The following is a 21,275-nucleotide window of genomic DNA, read 5'->3' as shown; positions in this document are numbered from 1 at the left end:
TCCCCGCAAGCGGGGCGAAGGGGCGACGGCGCGCGCGGTCCCCCTCCACACCACAGGCGTAGCCGCAATGAGATCGCCCGTGTGGCGCGTCCCCTCCCGCCGCTTGCGGGGAAAGGATCGGGGGCGATCACCCCTATATTTTCAAAGACAAGACCCTAAGCCGCCAGCCCCTTCTTCGCCAGCATCGCATCCGGGCTCGGCAGCTTGCCGCGGAAGGCCTTGTAGGCGTCTTCCGGATCGACGGAGCCGCCGACCGAGTAGATATTGTCCTTCAGTCTGGCCGCCATCGCCGGGTCGAAGGGATCGCCGGTCTCCTCGAAGGCCGCGAATGCATCGGCGTCGAGCACCTCCGACCACATGTAGGAGTAGTAGCCGGCCGAATAGCCGTCGCCGGAGAAGACGTGAAGAAAATGCGGGCTGCGGTGGCGCATGACGATCGACTGCGGCAGGCCGATCTTCTCGAGCGTCGCCGCTTCGAGCGCCATCGGATCGCCGACCTCTTCCGCCGTGTGATAGGCCATGTCGACGAGCGCCGAGGCGGTGAACTCGACCGTCGCGAAACCGGAATTGAACGTCCGCGCCGCCAGCACCTTGTCGAGCAGCGCCTGCGGCATCGGCTCGCCGGTCCTGTAGTGCACCGCATATTTCCTGAGAATGTCCGGCACCGTCAGCCAATGCTCGTAAAGCTGCGAGGGCAGCTCCACGAAATCGCGCGCGACGCCGGTACCCGAAACCGAGGGATAGGTGACATTGGAAAGCATGCCGTGCAGCGCATGGCCGAATTCGTGGAAGAGCGTGCGGGCGTCGTCGATCGAGAGGAGCGCCGGCTTGCCCTCGGCGGGCTTGGCGAAGTTGCAGACATTGTACACGATCGGGATTTCGTCAATTGCGCCGTTCTCGAGCTTCAGCCTGTGCTGCGACTGAAAGGAGCTCATCCATGCGCCGGAGCGTTTCGAGGAGCGCGCGAAATAATCACCGAGGAAAAGGGCCGTGAGCCTGCCTGAGGCGTCGCGTATCTCGAAGACGCGGACGTCCGGGTGATAAGCGGGAACGCCATTCTTCTCGGTTGCGGTGATGCCGAAGAGGCGGCCGGCGACGGCGAAGCAGGCGTCGATGATCTTCTCCAGCTGCAGATAGGGCTTCAGTTCGCTTTCCGAAAAGCTGAATTTCCGGGCCCTGAATTTTTCCGCATAGTGTCGCCAGTCCCAAGGCATGACCTCGTGGTTGCGGCCCTCTTCGGCAATGAGCGTGGCGAGTTCCGCCTCCTCTTCCCGGGCCCGCGCCACCGCCTTTTCCCATACCTGCATCAGCAGGCCGTTCACGGCTTCAGGGGTCTTCGCCATGGTGTTGTCGAGCTTCAGCGCCGCATAATTCTCATAGCCGAGCAGTTTCGCCTTCTCCGCCCGGAGAGCGAGCGTTTCGGCGATGATGCCGCGATTGTCGGTCTCGCCGCCATTTTCGCCGCGCGCCGTCCAGGCCCTGAAAGCCTGTTCACGCAGTTCCCGTCTTTCGGAGAAGGTCAGGAACGGCTCGATGATCGAGCGCGACAGCGTGACCGCATATTTATCTTCCTCGCCGCGCTCGCGCGCGGCCGCCGCCATCGCATCTCTCAGGAAATCCGGAATCCCCGCCAGGTCCTCTTCGCTCGACAGGATGAGCGCCCAGTCCTTCTCGTCTGCGAGAACGTTCTGCCCGAACCTGGCGCCGAGGCCGGCGAGCTTCTCGTTGATCGCCGCGAGACGCTCCTGCTCGGGCTTGTCAAGCTTGGCGCCCGCTTTCACGAAGCTCTTCCAGTGCCGTTCCAGAACGCGCATGGCTTCGACATCGAGGCCGAGCTCTTCCCGTTTCTCCCAGAGTGCGTCGATGCGGCCGAAGAGTGCCGGGTTGGTGCCGATCTTCGAATAATGGCGCGACATTTTCGGTGCGATCTCGCGCTCCAGCGCCTGAATCACCTCGTTCGTATGGGCGCCCGCCTTGCTCCAGAAGAGAGCGGAGACGCGCGAAAGTTCATCGCCGGCGATTTCCAGCGCGGCGACGGTGTTGTCGAAGGTGGGCTCCTCCGCATTGTTGGCAATGGCCTCGATCTCCGCCTCGTGACTCGCCAATGCCGCATCGAAGGCAGGCGCGAAATCCTCGTCCATGATCGCCTCGAACCGGGGCAGGCCCTCGTGTCCGGTCCAGTTGACGAGGGCGGGATTGAGCGAAGCGCTGTCGGTCATCAGGATTCCTTTCGAATGCGGGAGCGCGGCGAAAACCGCAAAGCAGGTGCTTGAAGTGGTCGATCGGCGCCGGACCGTCAAGGTTTGCGCAGGGCGAAAAGGCCGGGCGCTGCTTGCCAGGCCGCCTGCGGAAAGGCACCGAAAAGAAGCGTTTCCGACATGGTGAAATCCCCGGTTGAGTTCAGCCATTCGAGCGCCGGCGCGCGATTCCGTCAAGCGGAAACAGGGTAGCGGTGACACCGGAGCACGCACAATTCTTTCGCAGACGCAATTTCCCTTGATACGAAGTTGCGCTAAGAACCCGGCCGAGTTTTCACGCGAGAAGGACTATCCATGACTGTGCGCAATCTCTTCCTTCTGCCCGGCGACGGCATCGGCCCGGAAGCCATGGCGGAAGTCCGCAAAATCATCGCTTACATGAATGCCGAGCGAGACGCCGGCTTCGTGACGGACGAGGGGCTTGTGGGTGGCTCGGCCTATGACACCCATGGCGCGGCGATCTCCGAAGCGGATATGGCGAAGGCGCTTGCCGCCGATGCGGTGCTCTTCGGCGCCGTCGGCGGACCGAAATGGGATGCGGTGCCCTATGAGGTGCGGCCGGAAGCCGGGCTCCTGCGCCTGCGCAAGGACCTCGAGCTTTTCGCCAACCTTCGCCCCGCCATCTGCTACCCGGCGCTTGCCAACGCATCGTCGCTGAAGCCCGAGCTGGTCGAGGGCCTCGACATCCTCATCGTGCGCGAGCTGACGGGCGGCGTCTATTTCGGCGAGCCCAAGGAGATCATCGATCTCGGCAACGGCCAGAAGCGCGGCATCGACACGCAGGTCTACGACACCTACGAGATCGAGCGCATCGCCGGGGTCGCCTTCGAACTCGCCCGCACCCGCAACAATCGCGTCTGCTCGATGGAAAAGCGCAACGTGATGAAGTCGGGCGTGCTCTGGAACCAGGTCGTGACCGAGACGCACAAGGCGAAGTATTCCGACGTCCAGCTCGAGCACATGCTGGCGGATGCCGGCGGCATGCAGCTCGTGCGGCAGCCGAAGCAGTTCGACGTGATCGTCACCGACAACCTTTTCGGCGACATGCTGTCCGACGTCGCCGCCATGCTGACAGGCTCGCTCGGCATGCTGCCCTCCGCCTCGCTCGGCGCTCCGGATGCCAAGACCGGCAAGCGCAAGGCGCTCTACGAGCCGGTGCACGGCTCGGCGCCGGACATCGCCGGCAAGGGGGTCGCCAATCCGATCGCCATGATCGCTTCCTTCGCCATGTGCCTGCGCTACTCCTTCAACCTCGTGAAGGAAGCCGACGGCCTGGAGAAGGCGATCGCCAACGTGCTCGATCAGGGCATCCGCACCGGCGACATCATGGCGGAAGGTTGCCGGAAAGTCGGTACGGCCGAGATGGGAGACGCGATCCTCGCCGAGTTCAAGAGCCTCTCGGCCTGACGACTGCGCCTTCGCTCGCGGCCCGAATAGTCGAACCGCACCTCCGGCCTTGCCGGGGTGCTTCGCGTTTACGGGGTCTTGATTTTGCCGGCCGAGCCTTCACATCCATAAGGCGAAGGAAGGAGCAAAATGAACCGACCGCTTTCACTGACCGTCTGGATCTGGCTGATGACGGTCGTCCTCGTCGTCGCCTTCACCCCGTTCGACCCGCATCTTTCCGAATGGGCGCAAGGTCTGCCGGAGGAGATCGTCGGCTTCAACCGCGCCATCACCGATATCGGCACCTTCGCCTGGATGATCTACAGCTCGGCCCTGCTGCTGCTGATCGCCTTCGTCGTCCGCCGATCCTCCGCGCGCGACACCTTGCGGCAGAGGGCGCGCGCGGCGCGCAATCTGTCCGCCTATTTCCTACTGACGATCGGCACGGCGAGCGCGCTGGTGCACGGCCTGAAATTTCTGATCGGCCGCGCCCGTCCCGAGCTCCTTGCAGATTACGGCCCCTACAGCCTCACGCCCTTTACCGGCGACACGCTGTTCGAAAGCTTCCCGTCGGGACATTCCACGGCGGCCGGCGCCTTCTTCGGCGCCTTCGCGATGGTGATGCCGCAGCTTCGGCCGCTGTTTCTGCTGCTGGCCCTGCTTGTCGGCATCTCGCGCGTCGTGGTCGGCGCGCATTACCCGAGCGATGTCGCCGCCGGCCTGCTGCTCGGGCTCTGGGTCGCGCTGATGATGGCTTTCCTCTTTGCCCGGCAGGGCTGGCTGTTCAAGCGCGGTGCGGCCGGCTGGCCTGTGCTGAGGCATGTGGAGCACGAGGCCGAGGAAAGGGAAGCCGAGTAAATCGAAAAAAAGCCGGCGCGGAAGCCGCGCCGGAGTCAGGAGAGCTGTTGAGTTGGCGGAATGGGAAACACGCTCCCATCCCGCTCCCGTCCGCCGGCTCATTCCATCGTGTGGATATCCCGGTCCTTCGTCTCGGGCAGGAACAGAAGACCGATCACCAGCGTGATGCCCGCGAAAACGATCGGGTACCAGAGGCCGTAGTAGATATCGCCCTTTGCCGCGCTCATCGCGAAGGCCGTTGCCGGGAGCAGCCCGCCGAACCAACCATTGCCGATATGGTAGGGCAGCGACATGCCGGTATAGCGGATGCGGGTCGGGAAGAGTTCGACGAGCAGCGCCGCAATCGGGCCGTAGACCATCGTCACATAGATGACGAGCACGGTCAGTACAGCAATGATCACCGTCCAGTTGACGCGGGCCGGGTCGGCCACCATCGTGAAGGCGCCGCCCTTGTCTATGCTGTAGACCGCCATTTCGGTGGCGCTGCCGACTTCTTCCTGGGTGAGCAGCTTGTCGGCGACGAGCTTGTCGGCCGGCACCATGGCCTTTTCGCCGGCGCGCACGGCAGCGGCGTCGAGGCCAAGTTCCGGATTGGCAGCGACGAAGGCGTCGAGCTTCGATTCCGGAACCTTGGCAACGCCGCGCACCAGCGGATAGCCCGCGGCCTGCAGCGCCATGTTGATCTGCTTACCGAAAGCCGCTTCCTCGGCCTTCGCCTTGTCGCCGGCCGCAACGGCGTCAAAGCTGGTGATCGTCGTTTCGCCGATCTTCACCGTCGCCGGTGTCCCCGCAGCCGCCGTGGTCACGACGTCATAGGGAACCGAGTTCTTGGTCAGGAAGGCGGTGGCGATGTCGCAGGAGGTGGTGAACTTCGCCGTGCCCGTCGGGTTGAACTGGAACCTGCAGTCGCCCGGAGCCGCGGTGACGGTGGCGCGAACGTTCTGCTGCGCTTCCGCAAGCGCTGGGTTGCCGGCCCAAGTCATCGCCTTGAACAGCGGGAAGTAGGTGAGCATGGCAAGCAGGAGGCCCGCCATGATGATCGGCTTGCGGCCGATCTTGTCCGACAGCCAGCCGAAGAAGACGAAAAAGCCTGTGCCGATAAGGAGCGAGGCGGCAACCATCAGGTTTGCCGACTGGCCGTCAATCTTCAGAATGCTCTGCAGGAAGAACAGCGCGTAGAACTGGCCGGAATACCAGACCACGGCCTGGCCAACGACCGCGCCGAAGAGCGCCAGAAGGGCGATCTTGGCGTTGCGCCACTGGCCGAAAGCTTCCGTCAGCGGCGCCTTCGAACCCTTGCCCTCTTCCTTCATCTTCTTGAAGGCAGGAGACTCGTTCATCTTCAGGCGGATCCAGACGGAGACGCCGAGCAGCACGAAAGAGAGCAGGAAGGGTATGCGCCAGCCCCACTCGGCAAAAGCTTCCTTGCCCAGCATGTACTGGACCAGAAGGATAACCACCAGCGAGAGGAAGAGACCAAGCGTCGCCGTCGTCTGGATCCACGAGGTGAAATAGCCGCGGCGGCCGTGCGGCGCATGCTCTGCCACATAGGTCGCGGCACCCCCGTATTCACCGCCGAGCGCAAGACCCTGCAGGAGGCGGAGCCCGATCAGGATGATCGGAGCCGCAATGCCGATCGAGGCGGCACCGGGCAGGACGCCGACGAGGAAGGTCGACAGGCCCATGATCAGAATGGTGACGAGGAATGTGTATTTGCGGCCGACGAGGTCGCCCAGGCGGCCGAAAACCAGCGCGCCGAACGGCCGGACAAGGAAGCCGGCGGCGAAGGCGAGAAGCGCAAAGATGTTGCGCGTGGTCTCGGGATACTGGCTGAAGAAGGTTGCACCGATATAAACGGCAAGCGAACCGTAAAGATAGAAATCATACCATTCGAAGACGGTACCGAGCGACGAGGCGAAGATGACCTTCTTCTCCTCGCCGGTCATCGGGCCGGCTTTTGTGCCGCCCGCTGTCACGACGTTTGCCATTTTGATTCCTCCACTCCAAAATCGGTCTATTGGAGCGCCCATTCCCCGGTCCGGACATTCCTCCCTGAACGTCGGGTCCCCTTTGACATCCGGGCGTGGTGCGCCTCGCAACAAGATGTCAGAAAAGTGGCACGCGAGGCAGGGATGCTTTGGGCTTATGACTTTCGTCTAATGCCGGGATCACCATGCTCGCGCCCGCACATCATGAAGTCTTCAATCGTGCCACGGGCCAGCCCTGCCTTCCGTGACGACCGCTAGGGAGCCTCCGCGGCTTGACTCTTGCCGAAAAGCCGGTAAGAGCAGCGGCGAACGAGGAAACCGCCATGGGACCGAAGGGTTCGTCCATCGCTGCGCTGAATTTGCCGGCCCATACCGCCGGGCGGATCAGCCATTTCTCGCTCGCGCGCAAAACCACGGCCAAAACGACGACGAAAACCGTCTGACGTCTCTGGCCCTCCGCTCTCTCCCCGGTAAGGCCGGGGACAGGAACTTCGCGGTCGCACCGCGCAGTTTCCCCCTCCACCAAACGAGGAGAGACAGAAAGAGAGCTTAGATCATGGGTTTCAAAATTGCTGTCGCAGGCGCCACCGGCAATGTCGGCCGGGAGATGCTGAACATTCTTTCCGAGCGCGGCTTTCCGGCCGACGAAGTGGTGGCGCTCGCCTCCTCGCGCTCGGTCGGCACCGAGGTCTCCTACGGCGACAAGACGCTGAAGGTGACGAACCTCGACACCTATGATTTTTCCGACACCGACATCTGCCTGATGTCGGCCGGCGGCGCCGTCTCGCAGAAATACTCGCCGAAGATCGGCCGGGAGGGTTGCGTCGTCATCGACAATTCCTCGGCCTGGCGCTACGACGCCGATGTTCCGCTGATCGTACCGGAAGTGAACGCGGACGCGATCGCGCAGTTCTCCAAGAAAAACATCATCGCCAATCCGAATTGCTCGACGGCGCAGCTCGTGGTGGCGCTGAAGCCGCTGCACGACCATGCCAAGATCAAGCGCATCGTCGTTTCCACCTATCAGTCGGTTTCCGGCGCCGGCAAGGACGGCATGGACGAGCTCTTCAACCAGACCCGCGCTGTCTTCGTCGCCGATCCGATCGAGAGCAAGAAGTTCACCAAGCGCATCGCCTTCAACGTCATTCCGCACATCGACGTCTTCATGGAGGACGGCTACACCAAGGAAGAGTGGAAGGTACTGGCCGAAACCAAGAAGATGCTCGACCCGAAGATCAAGGTGACCTGCACGGCCGTGCGCGTCCCGGTCTTCATCGGTCATTCGGAATCGGTCAATATTGAATTCGAAAACGAGGTCACCGCCGACGAGGCGCGCGAGATCCTGCGCGAAGCGCCGGGCTGCCTGGTCGTCGACAAGCATGAGAACGGCGGCTATGTGACGCCTTACGAATGCGCCGGCGAGGACGCGACCTACATCTCGCGCATCCGCGAGGATGCGACGGTCGAAAACGGCCTCAACATGTGGATCGTCTCGGACAACCTGCGCAAGGGCGCGGCGCTCAACGCGGTGCAGATCGCAGAGCTGTTGATCAACCGCGGCCTGATCAAACCGCGCAAGCAGGCGGCTTGATCGGCCTCGGTCGGGCAAACTTTAAGCCCCGCCTGCATCGTTACGGCGACAGGCGGGGTTCGCAGTTCGTCGGCGGGCAATGGATTCACGTGAAACCATCGTGCCGGCGACGAGCGGATGACGAAGCGGGAATTTCGAAGGCAACAAATTCGGGCAATCGACGGGGTAATCCATGCATAGGGTGAAGAGCGCAGCAGCGGGCCTGGCGGCCCTGATCTCAACCGTAGTTCTTCCGGCGGACGCCTCTGCGGCGCAGTGCGGCAATGACGGCAGCGGCTTCTCCGCCTGGCTGTCGGAATTCAAGCGCGAAGCCGCCGGGAACGGCATCAGCCCTTCGGTGGTCGACCAGGCGCTCGCCAACGTCTCCTACAGCAGGGCGACGATCCGGGCCGATCGCGGCCAGAAAGCTTCAAGCTGTCGCTCGATCAGTTCATGCAGAAGCGCGGCGGTCAGGTGATCATTTCGCGCGGCAAGAAGCTGCGGGCGCAGAATGCCAGGCTCTTCCAGAGCATCGAGCAGCGCTACGGCGTTCCCGCCGGCCCATTGATCGCCATCTGGGGCATGGAGACCGGCTTCGGCTCGTTCCTGGGCAAGGAACACACGCTTTCCGCCGTCTCGACGCTCGCCTATGATTGTCGCCGCTCGGATTATTTCACCAACCAGCTTTACGCCGCCCTCCAGCTCGTCGAGCGCGGCGACCTCAGCCCGGCCGCCCGCGGGGCGGCGCACGGCGAGATCGGGCAGACGCAATTCCTCCCGGTGAACGTGCTGAAATACGGCGTGGACGGGGACGGCAACGGCCATGTCGACATGGTCCGCTCCAAAGCGGATGCGCTTGCCTCAACCGCAAATTTCCTGCGCGGCCATGGTTGGCAGCCGGGCGGCGGCTATCAGCCGGGCGAGGTCAACTTCGCCGCCATCCAGGGCTGGAACGCCGCCAGCGTCTATCAGCAGGCGATCGCCATCATCGGCGCCGAGATCGACGGCGGGTGACAGCGGTTTTGCCCCTCACCCCGCTGCCGCGACTTCTCTCCCGCTAGCGGGGAGAAGGGACAGGCAGGCGGACGAGGGGCCTGACTGGCGACCGTTACATTCCCGGTCGGGAAAAATCGCCGGTCTTCGCGTCCATGACCCAGAGCTCACCGGTCGAGATGTCGAACCATGCGCCGTGGAGACGAAGCTTTCCCTTCGACTCGAGAACGTTCACGCAGGGGAACGTCCTCAGATTGGCGATCGAATTGCGGATGGAGACCCGCTCGAGCGCACGCTGTCGTTCCGCCGGAGTCATCACGTCATTGCTCTGGATCTGCTCGGCGGCCGGTTTCAGGAGGTTCATCCAGCGGCCGATGAAATCGCCGGGGAGAGGGGCTCGGCGTCCGGGTCGAGTGCCGCCTTGATGCCGCCGCAGCGCCCGTGGCCCATGACCACGATGTTGGTGACCCGCAGCGACTGGACCGCGAATTCGAGCGCGGCCGAGGTCGAATGATAATGTCCGTCCGGTTCATATGGCGGCATCATGTTGGCGACGTTGCGCACGACGAAGAGTTCTCCCGGGCCGGCATCGAAGATTGTTTCGGGCGCGGCGCGGGAGTCGCAACAGGCGATGACCATCGTCCTCGGTTTCTGACCGCTCTCGGCGAGCGTTTTGTAGCGCTGCTGCTGTTCGGTGAAGCGACCGCTCATGAAATTGCGGTAGCCGGTCAGAAGATGTTCCGGAAAGCCCTGTATATCCATCGGTAACCCCGTTTCATCCACTCGTTCCTGCTGCATCGTCCTGGTGCTCCTGTCTTTGATCGGGATTCAAGGAAACATGCGGGTAGCGTGTCTGAAAGACGCACCGGGAACCATGAAGCGTCGAACTGTTACAGCGTGCTCCGGCCATCCGAAAGGGCGAAATGCGCCTATGAGGCAATTCTTCCATATCTGACGCTATTTCTTCCGCGCCTGGCTCGGATGCATGAGGCGGCGCATCTGCACCATTGCCATCGGCGTCGCGAGGCTCGATGCATCCTGTTCGAGCGTCAGCTCGTCGGAATCGCGCTTGCGGCTTCTCGCGATGATCTCGTAGACGCTGGCGGTCGCCATCTGCAGCGCGCGTTCCTCCGGCAGCCCTTCCAGCAGGCGCGCCAGGAATACGGCCGAGAGCAGATCGCCGGTGCCGTTCGGAGGATTGTCGATCAGTCGGTGCTCGGCAAGCAGCGCATGGCGTCCGGACAGGTAGAGATTGCCCGTGCCGCCGCTCATCATCGGTATCGCCGACGTCACCAGCACGCGTGGCGGCCCTAGGTCGACCGCCGCGTCGAGGATGGCCGCATTCGTCTCGAGCGAAGCACCTGCCAACCAGGAAAGCTCGAACCGGTTGGGCGTGGCGAGCGTCGCAAGCGGCAGCAGCAGGTCGCGGATGGCGCTGGCGACCTCCACCGGGACGTAGAGGCCGCCCGCATCGCCAAGAATCGGATCGCAGGCATAGAAGAGCGCGGGATTGCGCTGGCGCAGCGCCTTCACGAGGCCGGCAACGGCCGCCGCCTGTTCGGGGGAACCCAGATAGCCGGACAGCACCCCGCGCACCTCGCCGATCCAGGGCGCAGCGACGAGATCGCCGATGATCGAGCGGAAGTCCTCGTCCGGCATGGTCACCCGCGTCGACCGACCGTGTCCCGGATGCCAGGGAAGCACGACCGTCGGCAGGGCCCAGACCCGGTGGCCGAGCATTTCCAGCGCGAAGACGGCAGCCCGGTTGCCGACCGCGCCGCGCACCACATGACTCGAAATGACGATGACGGCACCGGGCGCGGCAGGCGTGTCGGACATTGGGAGACCCCGTTATTCGCTTTCGAAGTGTGATCGCCCGCCCCTCACGGACTGTCAACTGCTGCTCGTGCAGACCCCCGTGACAGAATCTTCGGCGTTTTCGTTCGTTTTTGCGGTTTTTCGGGAAATTTTTGCAAAATTGGCTTCGATTTAAATGGATTTAGGTCGAATCTACGTGATTTTCGCCGAAATTCGGCTCCATTTTGCCGAAATCCATCATAAAAACGGTCGCCATTGGGCATGGTTCTGCTAGGTTCAACCATCATGAGTGGAGAGCGATTTCATGGGCGTGAAGCATAATCCGAAGCGGGACCGGCACATCGATGCGGCCCGGGCGGCAGGGTCCAGATTCGGGGCCGAGACACTGCCACCGGAAATCCTCTTCGGCGGAGCGAGCAACGACGACCTCGACCGTTACACGCCTGAGATGCTGGCGCTCACCGCTGCCCACGCACGCAGCGAACTCGCACGCTGGGACGGCGGCAAGCCCCAGGTCTCGGTGGAGACGGTAGCAGGGGTCGCACCGGGTGGTATCGAGGTTTCGATCATCGCGATCACCGAACGCAACATGCCCTTCCTTTACGATTCGGTGATGGGAGAGGTGACGAGTACCCACCGCGACATCCACCTGGCGATCCACCCGATTCTGGTGATGGAGCCCGGCAAACCCGTGAAGCTGTTCGATCCGGACGAGGAAAGCGCGCCCGAGCACCGCGTCAGCCACATTCAAATCCACTTGAGCAGGCTGACCCCGCTGGAGGCACGCTCATTGAGCAAGCGCATCTCGGATGTGCTGGAGCAGGTTCATCAAGCCGTACACGACTGGCCGGCGATGACCGCTCTGCTCGACCAGGCAATGCGGGAGCTCGAAGAATACAACGCTTCCCGCAAGAAGAGCGACCGCGACGAGGCGCTGGCGTTCCTTCGCTGGCTAAGGGATAACAACTTCACCTTCCTCGGCATGCGGGAATATACCTATTCCGGCAAGGGCGAACGGGCGACGGTCGAGCGCGGCAAGGGCAGGGGCCTCGGCATCCTGTCCAATCCGGATGTGCGGGTCCTGCGCCAGGGCAAGGATGCGGTGCTGACCACCCCGGAAATCCTCGCCTTCCTCGAGGGGCCCGACTTCCTGATCGTCACCAAGGCCAATGTGAAGTCGGTCGTCCACCGGCGTGCCCACATGGACTATATCGGCATCAAGCGTTTCGACGCCTCCGGCAACGTCGTCGGCGAACTGCGCATCGTCGGTCTGTTTACCTCGACGGCCTACACGCGGCAGGCGTCGGAGATCCCGCTGCTCAGGCACAAGATCGAGAAGATCGTCGATCATTTCGGCTATGATCCGCAGAGCCATTCCGGCAAGACGCTGGCCAACACGCTGGAAGCCTATCCGCGCGACGATCTTTTCCAGATCGACATCGGGCTGCTCGCCGCCTTCTGCGAACAGATCAACGAACTCGGCGACCGGCCCCGGGTGCGGGTGCTGCCGCGCATCGACCACTTCGACCGCTTCGTCTCGGTCATCGTGTTCGTGCCGCGCGAACAATACGATTCCGACGTCCGCGAAAAGATCGGCGACTATCTGAAAACGGTCTATGACGGCCGGGTCTCGGCCTATTACCCGGCCTTTCCCGAAGGCGGGCTTGCACGCGTCCATTTCATCATCGGCCGCTCGGGCGGCAAGACGCCACGGGTTCCCCAGGCGAAGCTCGAAGAGGCGGTCCGCGCAATCGTCACCCGCTGGATCGATCGGTTCAATCTGCTCGCCCGCAAGGAGGGCACGGAGATATCGGTCGGTGAAGCCTATCAGGCGGCCTTCACGCCCGCGGAAGCCTATGCCGACCTCGTAGACATCGCCGCCTGCACGGCCGGCGACCCGATCCGCATCTCCTTCTACCACCGACACCAGGAGCGGCCGGATACGCTGGAACTGAAGATCTTCCATGCCGACACGCCCGTTTCGCTGTCGCGCCGCGTGCCGCTTCTCGAAAATCTCGGCTTCCGTGTCATCAGCGAGCAGACCTACGACATCGGCGTGCACGTCCATGGGGACGAGCCCCGCGAGGTCGTCCTTCACGACATGGAGCTGATCCATCGCGACGGGCACACGCTCAACCTCGCCAGGATCGGCCCGGCCCTGGAGGAGGCCTTCCTGGCGGCCTGGAACGGCACGACGGAGGACGACAATTTCAACAGGCTGGTCCTGCTTGCCGGGCTCACCGCCCGCGAAATCACGGTGCTGCGTGCCTATGCACGCTATCTGCGCCAGGCCGGCATCACCTATTCCCAAGGCTATATCGCCGATACTCTGAACAAATATCCGACGATCGCCGCCGACATCTTCCGCCTCTTCTCCACGCGCATGGATCCGACGACGGAGGGGAAAGCGCGCACGAAGAAGTGCAACGCCTTGCTGACGGGCATCGAGGAGGCGCTGTCGGCCGTGCCCAGCCTCGACGAGGACAGGATCCTGCGCCGCTACGTCAATGCGGTCCAGTCGACGCTCCGGACGAACTATTTCCAAAAGGACGCCGAAGGCAGGCCGCGCGCGGTTCTTGCCTTCAAGCTCGATCCGAAGCAGCTCGAAGGCCTGCCGGAACCGCGGCCTTTCCGCGAGATTTTCGTCTACGGCACGGAAGTGGAAGGCGTCCATCTGCGCTTCGGCAAGGTGGCGCGCGGCGGCCTTCGCTGGTCCGACCGGGCACAGGATTACCGGACCGAGGTGCTCGGCCTCGTCAAGGCGCAGCAGGTGAAGAACGCCGTCATCGTTCCGGTCGGCGCCAAGGGCGGCTTCTACCCGAAGCAGCTGCCTGTCGGCGGCAGCCGCGACGAGGTCTTCAAGGCGGGAACGGAAGCGTACAAGACCTATATCCGCACGCTGCTCTCCGTCACCGACAATATTGTCGGCCAGGACGTCGTTCCCCCGGAGGACACGCTGCGGCTCGACGGCGACGACCCCTATTTCGTCGTTGCCGCCGACAAGGGAACGGCAACCTTCTCCGACACGGCGAATGCGCTCGCCCAGGAAGCGGACTTCTGGCTGGACGACGCCTTCGCTTCAGGCGGCTCCGCCGGCTACGACCACAAGAAGATGGGAATCACGGCGCGCGGCGCGTGGGAGGCCGTCAAGCGGCACTTCCGCGAAATGGACGTCGACATCCAGACGACGCCCTTCACCGTCGCCGGCGTCGGCGACATGTCGGGCGACGTCTTCGGCAACGGCATGCTGCTTTCGGAAAAGATCCGGCTGATCGCCGCCTTCGATCACCGCGATATCTTCATCGATCCCGAGCCGGATATCGATCTCTCCTTTGCCGAGCGCAAGCGAATGTTCGCGCTTTCGCGCTCCAGCTGGCAGGACTATGACCGTAAGACGCTCTCGCCCGGTGCGATGATCATTTCGCGTTCGGAAAAACTGGTGACACTCACCCCCGAAGCGATGGCGGCGATCGGCATCGACAAGTCGAAGGCGACGCCCTTCGAGATCATGAGCGCGATCCTGAAGAGCCCGGTCGACCTGCTCTGGTTCGGCGGCATCGGCACCTATGTGCGGGGCACCAACGAGACGGATGCGGAGGTCGGCGACCGCGCCAACGACGCGATCCGCGTCTCCGCCGAGGACGTGCGGGCGCGCGTGATCGGCGAGGGCGCCAATCTCGGCGTCACCCAGAAAGGCCGGATCGGCTTCTCGCTCAATGGCGGGCGCTGCAACTCCGATGCCATCGACAACTCGGCCGGCGTCAATTCCTCCGACGTCGAGGTCAACATCAAGATCGCGCTTGCCTCCGCCATGCGCGAAGGCCGCCTGACCCGCCCCAAGCGCAACACGCTTCTGGCATCGATGACGGACGAGGTGGGACATCTCGTGCTGCGCAACAACTACCAGCAGTCGCTAGCGATCTCGCTCACCGAGATGCAGGGCCTCGCCAACCGCACGCCGCTGGCGCGGCTGATGGCGCGGCTGGAGGCCGACGGCCACCTCAACCGCAAGGTCGAGACCCTGCCGACCGACCAGGCGATGAGCGAGCGCTACCAGGCGGGCCGGCCGCTCACGCGCCCGGAGATCGGCGTGCTGCTCTCCTATGCGAAACTGGTGCTCTTCGACGAGCTGCTCGTCAGCGAGCTTCCGGACGACCCCTATTTCACGGCGACCCTGGAGCGCTACTTCCCCGCAAAGATGCGCAAGGCCTATGCCGGCGACATTCACGGGCACCGGCTGCGCCGCGAAATCATCGCGACCGTACTCGCCAACGAAACGATAAACCGCGGCGGCCCGGCTTTCGTTTCGACGCTGACGGATGCCACCGGCTTCCTCTCCGCCGATGTCGTGAAGGCAGCGGTACTGGCCCTGGATGGCTTCGATCTGCCGCGCATCTACGGCGAGATCGACGCGCTCGACAACAGGATCAGCGGCGTGATCCAGAACCGGCTCTATCACGAGGTGGGGCGTATCTTTGCGCTCGTCGCCGAACGGGCGCTGCGCACCCGCGCCTCCGAGGGCTCCGTGGCCGAAGCGGTTGCCCGGCTTCGCGACGGGCTGCAGAAGCTGCGCGGCACCATGCGGGCGGCGATATCCAGGGAGGGTGCCGAGGAAGCTCGCCTGAGGGCCGCCGGCTTCATCGAAAACGGCGTGCCGGCAAAGCTTGCCGAGGAAATCGCCGAACTGTCGCTCATGACCCTGGTCCCTGAGATCATGCAGATCGCCACGGTAACCGGCGAGCCGCTGAGCCGCACCGCCCAGGCCTATTTCACCGTCACCGAGAGCCTGAGGATCAACCGCCTGCTGGCGGCCGCCGACCGCGTGCCCGCCACCGAGCAGTTCGAGTCGATGGCGCTCTCGCGGGCGGTCGGCGATATCGGCACCGCACGCCGCGATATCACCATCGCCGCCCTGGTCGAGCATAAGGGCGAGCGAAACCCCGTTCTCGCCTGGCAGGATCGCGATCGCCAACGCGTCGCCACTGTCGGCGACCAGCTGAGGCTCCTGACCGAAAAGGGCGAAACGACGCTCGCCAAGGTCACTGTCGCAGCCGGTCTCCTCAGCGATCTTGCACGCGGCTGGACGAAATGACACAGTCCCTCCGGCCATAACTCGGCCGGAGGGACCAATTCCGCCCCGGTCGAAGGTTGTTCTTCATTGCCCTGCCCGCCGCCCACGAACGCGGCGCGCTTGCGCAAGTGCCGGGGAGGGATGAAGTGGATATCGCGGCTGGGCGAATGGAGGAGCGGCCTCGGACTTCCCGTCTCGGCATTGCCGGCTGGATGCTGTTCGACTGGGCCGCGCAACCCTTCTTCACCGTGATCACCACCTTCATCTTCGCGCCCTATTTCGTTTCCCGGCTAACGGCCGATCCCGCCCATGGGCAGGCGGTCTGGGGCTATACGCTGACCATTGCGGGGATCGTGATCGCTCTGCTTTCGCCGGTCCTCGGCGCCATTGCCGATGCGGCCGGCCCGCGAAAGCCGTGGATCGCCTTTTTCGCGGCCGTGAAGATCATCTCGCTCGCCCTGCTCTGGAACGCGGCGCCGGGCTCGTCCCTGATCTATACGGCGGTCTTTCTTGCGCTGGCGACGGTGGCCGCCGAATTTTCCATCGTCTTCAACGATTCGATGATGACGCGGCTCGTCAGCGAAAAGGAAGTGGGGCGCATCTCCAACATCGCCTGGGGCCTCGGCTATCTCGGCGGCATGATCGTGCTGATCGCCGTGGTCGCGCTGATTGCCGGGAACCCGCAGACCGGCAAGACGGCGATCGGACTCGAACCTCTGTTCGGGCTCGATCCGGCAAAGGGCGAAGACGCCCGCATCACCGGCCCCATTTCCGCCGCCTGGTACATGGTTTTCATCCTGCCGATGTTCCTCTTCACGCCGGATGCGACCAGGGCAACGATGTCGATGGCGAAAGCAACCGCTCGGGGCTTCGAGGAACTGAAGGGCACGCTTGCCGAACTCAAGGAGAGGGCCGGCATCTTGCGGTTCCTGATTGCCCGAATGATCTTCCAGGACGGCGTCAACGGACTGCTCGCGCTCGGCGGCACCTTCGCGGCCGGAATGTTCGGATGGCAGACGATGGAACTCGGGCTATACGGCATCATCCTGAACGTCGTGGCGATTTTCGGCTGCCTTTATGCGAGCAGGCTCGATGCACGGCTCGGCTCCAAGACGATCGTCGTCGCAAGCCTCGTCTCATTGACGATCGCCACGCTCGGCATCGTCTCCACGGGGCCCGGTTTCACGCTCTTCGGGCTTGTCCCGCTTGGCTCGACGGACTCGGGCGGCCTCTTCGGCACCGCCGCCGAAAAGGCCTATATTCTTTACGGCCTGCTCGTCGGCGTCGCCTTCGGGCCGGTCCAGGCCTCGTCCCGATCCTACCTCGCGCGCAGTGTCTCGCCCGACGAAGCCGGGCGCTATTTCGGTCTTTACGCCCTTTCCGGCCGCGCCACCTCGTTCCTGGCGCCCGCCTCGGTCGCGACGATCACGCTTATGACCGGTTCGGCCCGGATCGGCATGATGGCGCTGGTGGCCTTTTTCGCCGTCGGTCTCGTGATCCTCCTGCGGACCCCCTATCCGGCGCACCGGCCGCGATAGGAATGTCGAGCAGGAGGCCGGAGCGGGATGTGGTTTTCCTCCGCATCCGGCGTCTTAACGTCTTGGAATAGATCACGTTCATGTTTCAGGTCGAAACGACCTAAGGAGGGTTGCAATCTCTCCTCATCCTCATTCCTGTACTTGTCACAGGGATGAGAGCAGCGCCGCGTCTGCGGCGCGGGAAGCGTTCTTTCAGCCCAAGAACTTGGTCTGGCTGGATTTCTGTGACGGGCACAGGAATGAGGAAATCAAATAAGCCGCGGCGGTATCTTAAGGCGTTAGAGCACTTCCAGGTGTCACGGTTTTCCGCCCGGAAGTGCATTAGACAAAAGGGCTCTAGTGCCGGAAATGCCGCATGCCTGTGAAGACCATCGCGACATTGTGTTCGTCCGCCGCCGCGATCACTTCTTCGTCGCGCATCGAACCACCCGGCTGGATGACGGCGGTTGCGCCGGCCGCGATGGCTGACAGAAGACCGTCGGCGAAGGGGAGGAAGGCTTCCGAGGCGACGGCCGAACCGCGCGTCAGCGGCTCGGCGAGGCCGAGCGCCTTGGCCGCTTCTTCTGCCTTTATGGCAGCGATGCGGGCGGAATCGACGCGGCTCATCTGGCCGGCGCCGATGCCCGCCGTCTGGCCGTCCTTGGCATAGACGATGGCGTTGGACTTGACGTGCTTCGCCACCTTGAAGGCGAACTTCATGTCTTCGAGCTCCTGTGCCGTCGGCGCACGCCTGGTGACCACCTTGAGCTCCAGGTCCTCTACCATACCGTTGTCGCGCGTCTGGACGAGCACACCGCCGGCGACCGTCTTCGCCGTCAGGCCGGGCGTGCGCGGATCCGGCAGGCCGCCGGTCGCAAGCAGCCGCAGGTTCGGTTTGCGGGCGATGACGGCTTTCGCGTCGTCGCTGACCGACGGCGCGATGATGACCTCGGTGAAGAGTTTGACGATCTCTTCCGCAGTCTCGGCGTCCAGTTCCTGGTTGAGCGCGATGATGCCGCCGAATGCCGAGGTCGAATCGCAGGCGAGCGCCCGGCGATAGGCTTCCGCGAGCGAGGGCGCGGTCGCAACGCCGCAGGGATTGGCATGCTTGATGATGGCGCAGGCCGGTGCCTTTTCCGGCAGGAATTCCGCCACCAGTTCGAAGGCGGCATCGGTATCGTTGATGTTGTTGTAGGAGAGCTGCTTGCCCTGCAGCAGCGCCGCCGTAGCCACTCCCGGCCGTTTCTCGCCGGTGACGTAGAATCCGGCTTTCTGGTGCGGGTTTTCGCCGTAGCGCATCTCCTCCCTGAGCACGCCGCCGAGAACCCGGTGGCGCGGCATGGGCGTGTCGAGCACCTCGGCAAACCAGTTGGAGATCGCCGCATCATAGGCGGCCGTGCGGGCATAGGCCTTGGCCGCCATCTTCTGGCGGAAGGCGTAGCGCGTCGTCCCGTCTGCGATTTCCTCGAGCAGCGGCGAATAGTCCGCCGGGTCGGTGACGATCGTCACATAGGCATGGTTCTTGGCCGATGCCCGGATCATTGCGGGGCCGCCGATATCGATATTCTCGACCGTGGTCGGGTAGTCGCCGCCTTTGGCGCGGACGTCTTCGAAGGGATAGAGATTGATGACGGCGAGATCGATCGCGGTGATGCCGTGCGCGCTCATGGCATCCGCATGCTCCGCGTCGTCGCGGATCGCGAGAAGACCTCCATGGACGCCTGGGTGAAGGGTCTTGACGCGCCCGTCCATGATTTCCGGAAAGCCGGTCAGCTCCGAGACGTCGCTGACGGGAAGGCCGGCATCGGCAAGCGCCTTGTGCGTACCGCCGGTCGATACCAGCCGTATGCCCTTGTCGTTGAGGGCGCGGGCGAGTTCGACGATGCCCGTCTTGTCGGAGACCGAAAGGAGGGCGGTTTTGATCCGGACCTCGTCCGGGGCGGGGATTTTCTTGGAGGCGACAGCCATCGACCTTGCTCCTTTGGCAGCGCCGGACGCGTAGGGAGGAAGTTCCGGCGATTGGGATGGCTGCCCGTTAGCATAGCTTGTTGCCGGAAGGAACCTTCGGCGCCGCAACAACGGGAAAATAGGCCCGGCGCAGTTTCGGGGTCATCCCTCCCGCGTGAAAGTCCACTGGATCTCCGGCTGCGAGGCGGCGGAGAAGGTCACGCTTATCTGCGACGAGGCGCGAACGCCGGAGGGATCGGCGAAGAAGATATCCTCCTCAATCGCGAGCGCACCGTCGCGACAGGCGAAGAGCCATGTCTCTCCGTCGGGCGCCGTCAGATAAATCTCGCTCTCGCTGTGCCGGCGCATGCCGATTGCCGGATGGATGTGGAAACGGGCGACCGCGGCCGCGTCGTCGTCATTTGCCGGATCGCTGCCATCCTCCAGCAGCAGGCGGTCGCGGCCGCGGATCAACCGCCCGCCATTGAGAATTCCGATGTCGCGCTCGTGGATCAGGCCGAAGGGCGCAAGGTAGCCGTCGTGACTCGCTTTGACCTGCTCGATGCTTCCCGGCTCGTCCTTTCTCTCGACCGTGACGCGCGAGGGGCCGCTGATCATGATCGGGCCCAGAAACCGCGACTGCGAAAAGCGGCAGGAAGACGTGTCGTCGACGGTGACGGTGGAATGCGCGGCGGTCGTGCGCGCCATCTGCCTGAATCGTTCGCCGGCGAATTTCGGCGCGCCGGAGTTGACGACGAAGCGATTTCTGCCGGAGGACATCTCGAAGGAGAGGCAGCCGGCATGGACGGTTCGCGACAGGTCGACCGAAAGCGGACGCCCAGTGTCCATGATGATGACGGTATCGCCCATCGACAGGCGTTCGTAATGGGCGTGCGGCAACGACCGGAACGGCTCGCCGGACGTCTCGTCATATCTGAGCACCGAGGCGAGCTCATGGGCGAGAACCGATGTCGCGCCGTTGAAGAGGGCGAGCTCCCCGCTCTGGTGGCGGAAGAAGCGGAGCGCCGGATACATGCGGTCGATGCAGGGGATGAGCCTCGAAGGCACGTCGTGGCCGAGATTGACATAGGTCTGGCGCAGCGGCAGCAGATCGAGCAGCAGCTCGAGCCCGGCCCGGGGGTTTCGGGAGAAATGCGCCCCGTCAGGCAGAAGCTGCCGCTCCAGCTCCAGATCCAGATTGCGCGACGCCTTGCGGATAGCCGAAGCCGTAGCCGGCATCGAAACGGAGGCCATGGCGAGTGCCAGGCGAACCCTCAGGCGCGCCTCTCCGTCGGTCACGGTCTCGGCGACATTCCGGAGGTAGCGGACCTGAAGGGCAAGGCTTCTCAGGAAGCGGCGATAGAAACCGTGCTCGGCATTACGCAGCACCACCGGCGAATGGGACAGCCAGGCGATGACGCGCTGCGCGACCACATCCGCTTCCCACGAGATTTCGCCGATGCTTCGGCCATGGCTGCCGATCCAGTCGTCCATGATCTGGCGCAGCCTGATCGAGCCGGCCTCGTCCTGGATCGCCCGCATGTGCCTCAGCCAGCCGAAGGAATGAAGGCGAACCGCGAACTCGTGCGACGGCAGGTCGATTTCGAAAGGCGACTCGCCTTCGGTATCCAGGGCGCGGCCGGCGAGCGGAAAGCGACCCGCGAGAATCTCTTCGGCGGCGAAGGGATCGATGGCCCGAAGATCCGTGGGTGCGACGATCAGACGGGCGGGCGTAGAGCCTGCAACGCGCAGCGCCGCCGTCTTTCCGCGCGAAAGCAGGCGCGCCAATCGGCGTTGGCCTTCGCGCAAATACAAATATAGGAGCCTTGTTTTACTGGAAAACGTCATCGGCGCCCGTGGGTTTCCTCT

General features: G+C 63.7%; 11 protein-coding genes and 2 pseudogenes. 7 read left to right on the top strand and 6 right to left on the bottom strand.

The features are described 5' to 3' along the window. Positions 1 to 155: 155 nt before the first annotated feature. Positions 156 to 2,219, bottom strand: a complete 2,064-nt coding sequence (locus N0Q91_RS18080) for a M3 family metallopeptidase (RefSeq protein ID WP_275597110.1) — start codon at positions 2,217 to 2,219, stop codon at positions 156 to 158. A 333-nt stretch (positions 2,220 to 2,552) separates the two neighbouring features. On the opposite strand from N0Q91_RS18080, the gene leuB reads away from it, so the two are divergent. Continuing rightward, positions 2,553 to 3,665: a 3-isopropylmalate dehydrogenase gene (leuB, locus tag N0Q91_RS18075; protein ID WP_100672655.1), complete on the top strand. Its 1,113-nt coding sequence runs from the start codon at positions 2,553 to 2,555 to the stop codon at positions 3,663 to 3,665. A gap of 129 nt (positions 3,666 to 3,794) precedes the next feature. Continuing rightward, a complete protein-coding gene (locus N0Q91_RS18070; protein WP_275597109.1) occupies positions 3,795 to 4,502 on the top strand; it encodes a phosphatase PAP2 family protein in 708 nt (235 codons plus the stop codon). Positions 4,503 to 4,600: 98 nt separating this feature from the next. Here the strand turns inward: N0Q91_RS18070 and N0Q91_RS18065 are convergent, their stop codons facing one another. Beyond that, positions 4,601 to 6,490: an MFS transporter gene (locus N0Q91_RS18065; RefSeq protein ID WP_275597108.1), complete on the bottom strand. Its 1,890-nt coding sequence runs from the start codon at positions 6,488 to 6,490 to the stop codon at positions 4,601 to 4,603. A 272-nt stretch (positions 6,491 to 6,762) separates the two neighbouring features. Here N0Q91_RS18065 and N0Q91_RS18060 point away from each other — a divergent pair, with 272 nt between their 5' ends. From N0Q91_RS18060 to N0Q91_RS18050, 3 genes and pseudogenes are all read left to right on the top strand, one after another. After that, positions 6,763 to 6,933, top strand: coding sequence for a hypothetical protein (locus N0Q91_RS18060; RefSeq protein ID WP_018098718.1), 171 nt, complete (start codon positions 6,763 to 6,765; stop codon positions 6,931 to 6,933). Positions 6,934 to 7,046: 113 nt separating this feature from the next. After that, on the top strand, positions 7,047 to 8,081 hold the full coding sequence (locus N0Q91_RS18055) for an aspartate-semialdehyde dehydrogenase (protein WP_275597107.1): 1,035 nt from the start codon (positions 7,047 to 7,049) through the stop codon (positions 8,079 to 8,081). A 172-nt stretch (positions 8,082 to 8,253) separates the two neighbouring features. After that, positions 8,254 to 9,074, top strand: a pseudogene (locus N0Q91_RS18050) (lytic murein transglycosylase). A 94-nt stretch (positions 9,075 to 9,168) separates the two neighbouring features. On the opposite strand, the pseudogene N0Q91_RS18045 reads toward N0Q91_RS18050, so the two are convergent. Then, positions 9,169 to 9,851: pseudogene (locus N0Q91_RS18045) on the bottom strand (carbonic anhydrase). 159 nt (positions 9,852 to 10,010) lie between these two features. Then, positions 10,011 to 10,892, bottom strand: coding sequence for a pyridoxal kinase PdxY (pdxY, locus tag N0Q91_RS18040; RefSeq protein ID WP_275597106.1), 882 nt, complete (start codon positions 10,890 to 10,892; stop codon positions 10,011 to 10,013). A 283-nt stretch (positions 10,893 to 11,175) separates the two neighbouring features. Here pdxY and N0Q91_RS18035 point away from each other — a divergent pair, with 283 nt between their 5' ends. Both N0Q91_RS18035 and N0Q91_RS18030 read left to right on the top strand, forming a co-directional pair. Further along, on the top strand, positions 11,176 to 15,963 hold the full coding sequence (locus N0Q91_RS18035) for an NAD-glutamate dehydrogenase (protein ID WP_275597105.1): 4,788 nt from the start codon (positions 11,176 to 11,178) through the stop codon (positions 15,961 to 15,963). 125 nt (positions 15,964 to 16,088) lie between these two features. Continuing rightward, positions 16,089 to 17,480: an MFS transporter gene (locus N0Q91_RS18030; protein WP_100672799.1), complete on the top strand. Its 1,392-nt coding sequence runs from the start codon at positions 16,089 to 16,091 to the stop codon at positions 17,478 to 17,480. A 336-nt stretch (positions 17,481 to 17,816) separates the two neighbouring features. Here N0Q91_RS18030 and purH read toward each other — a convergent pair whose 3' ends face one another. Then, positions 17,817 to 19,427 (bottom strand): bifunctional phosphoribosylaminoimidazolecarboxamide formyltransferase/IMP cyclohydrolase, encoded by a 1,611-nt coding sequence (gene purH, locus N0Q91_RS18025; RefSeq protein ID WP_100672646.1) that lies wholly within the window; start codon positions 19,425 to 19,427, stop codon positions 17,817 to 17,819. Positions 19,428 to 19,568: 141 nt separating this feature from the next. Next, positions 19,569 to 21,254: a heparinase II/III family protein gene (locus tag N0Q91_RS18020; protein WP_275597104.1), complete on the bottom strand. Its 1,686-nt coding sequence runs from the start codon at positions 21,252 to 21,254 to the stop codon at positions 19,569 to 19,571. Between the last annotated feature and the right edge of the window lie 21 nt (positions 21,255 to 21,275).

This window comes from Sinorhizobium prairiense, from assembly GCF_029201645.2.
In the GTDB taxonomy this organism is placed as follows: domain Bacteria; phylum Pseudomonadota; class Alphaproteobacteria; order Rhizobiales; family Rhizobiaceae; genus Sinorhizobium; species Sinorhizobium meliloti_A.
The sequence above is the reverse complement of the archived record's forward strand: the minus strand, read 5'-3'. Positions and strand labels throughout refer to the sequence as shown.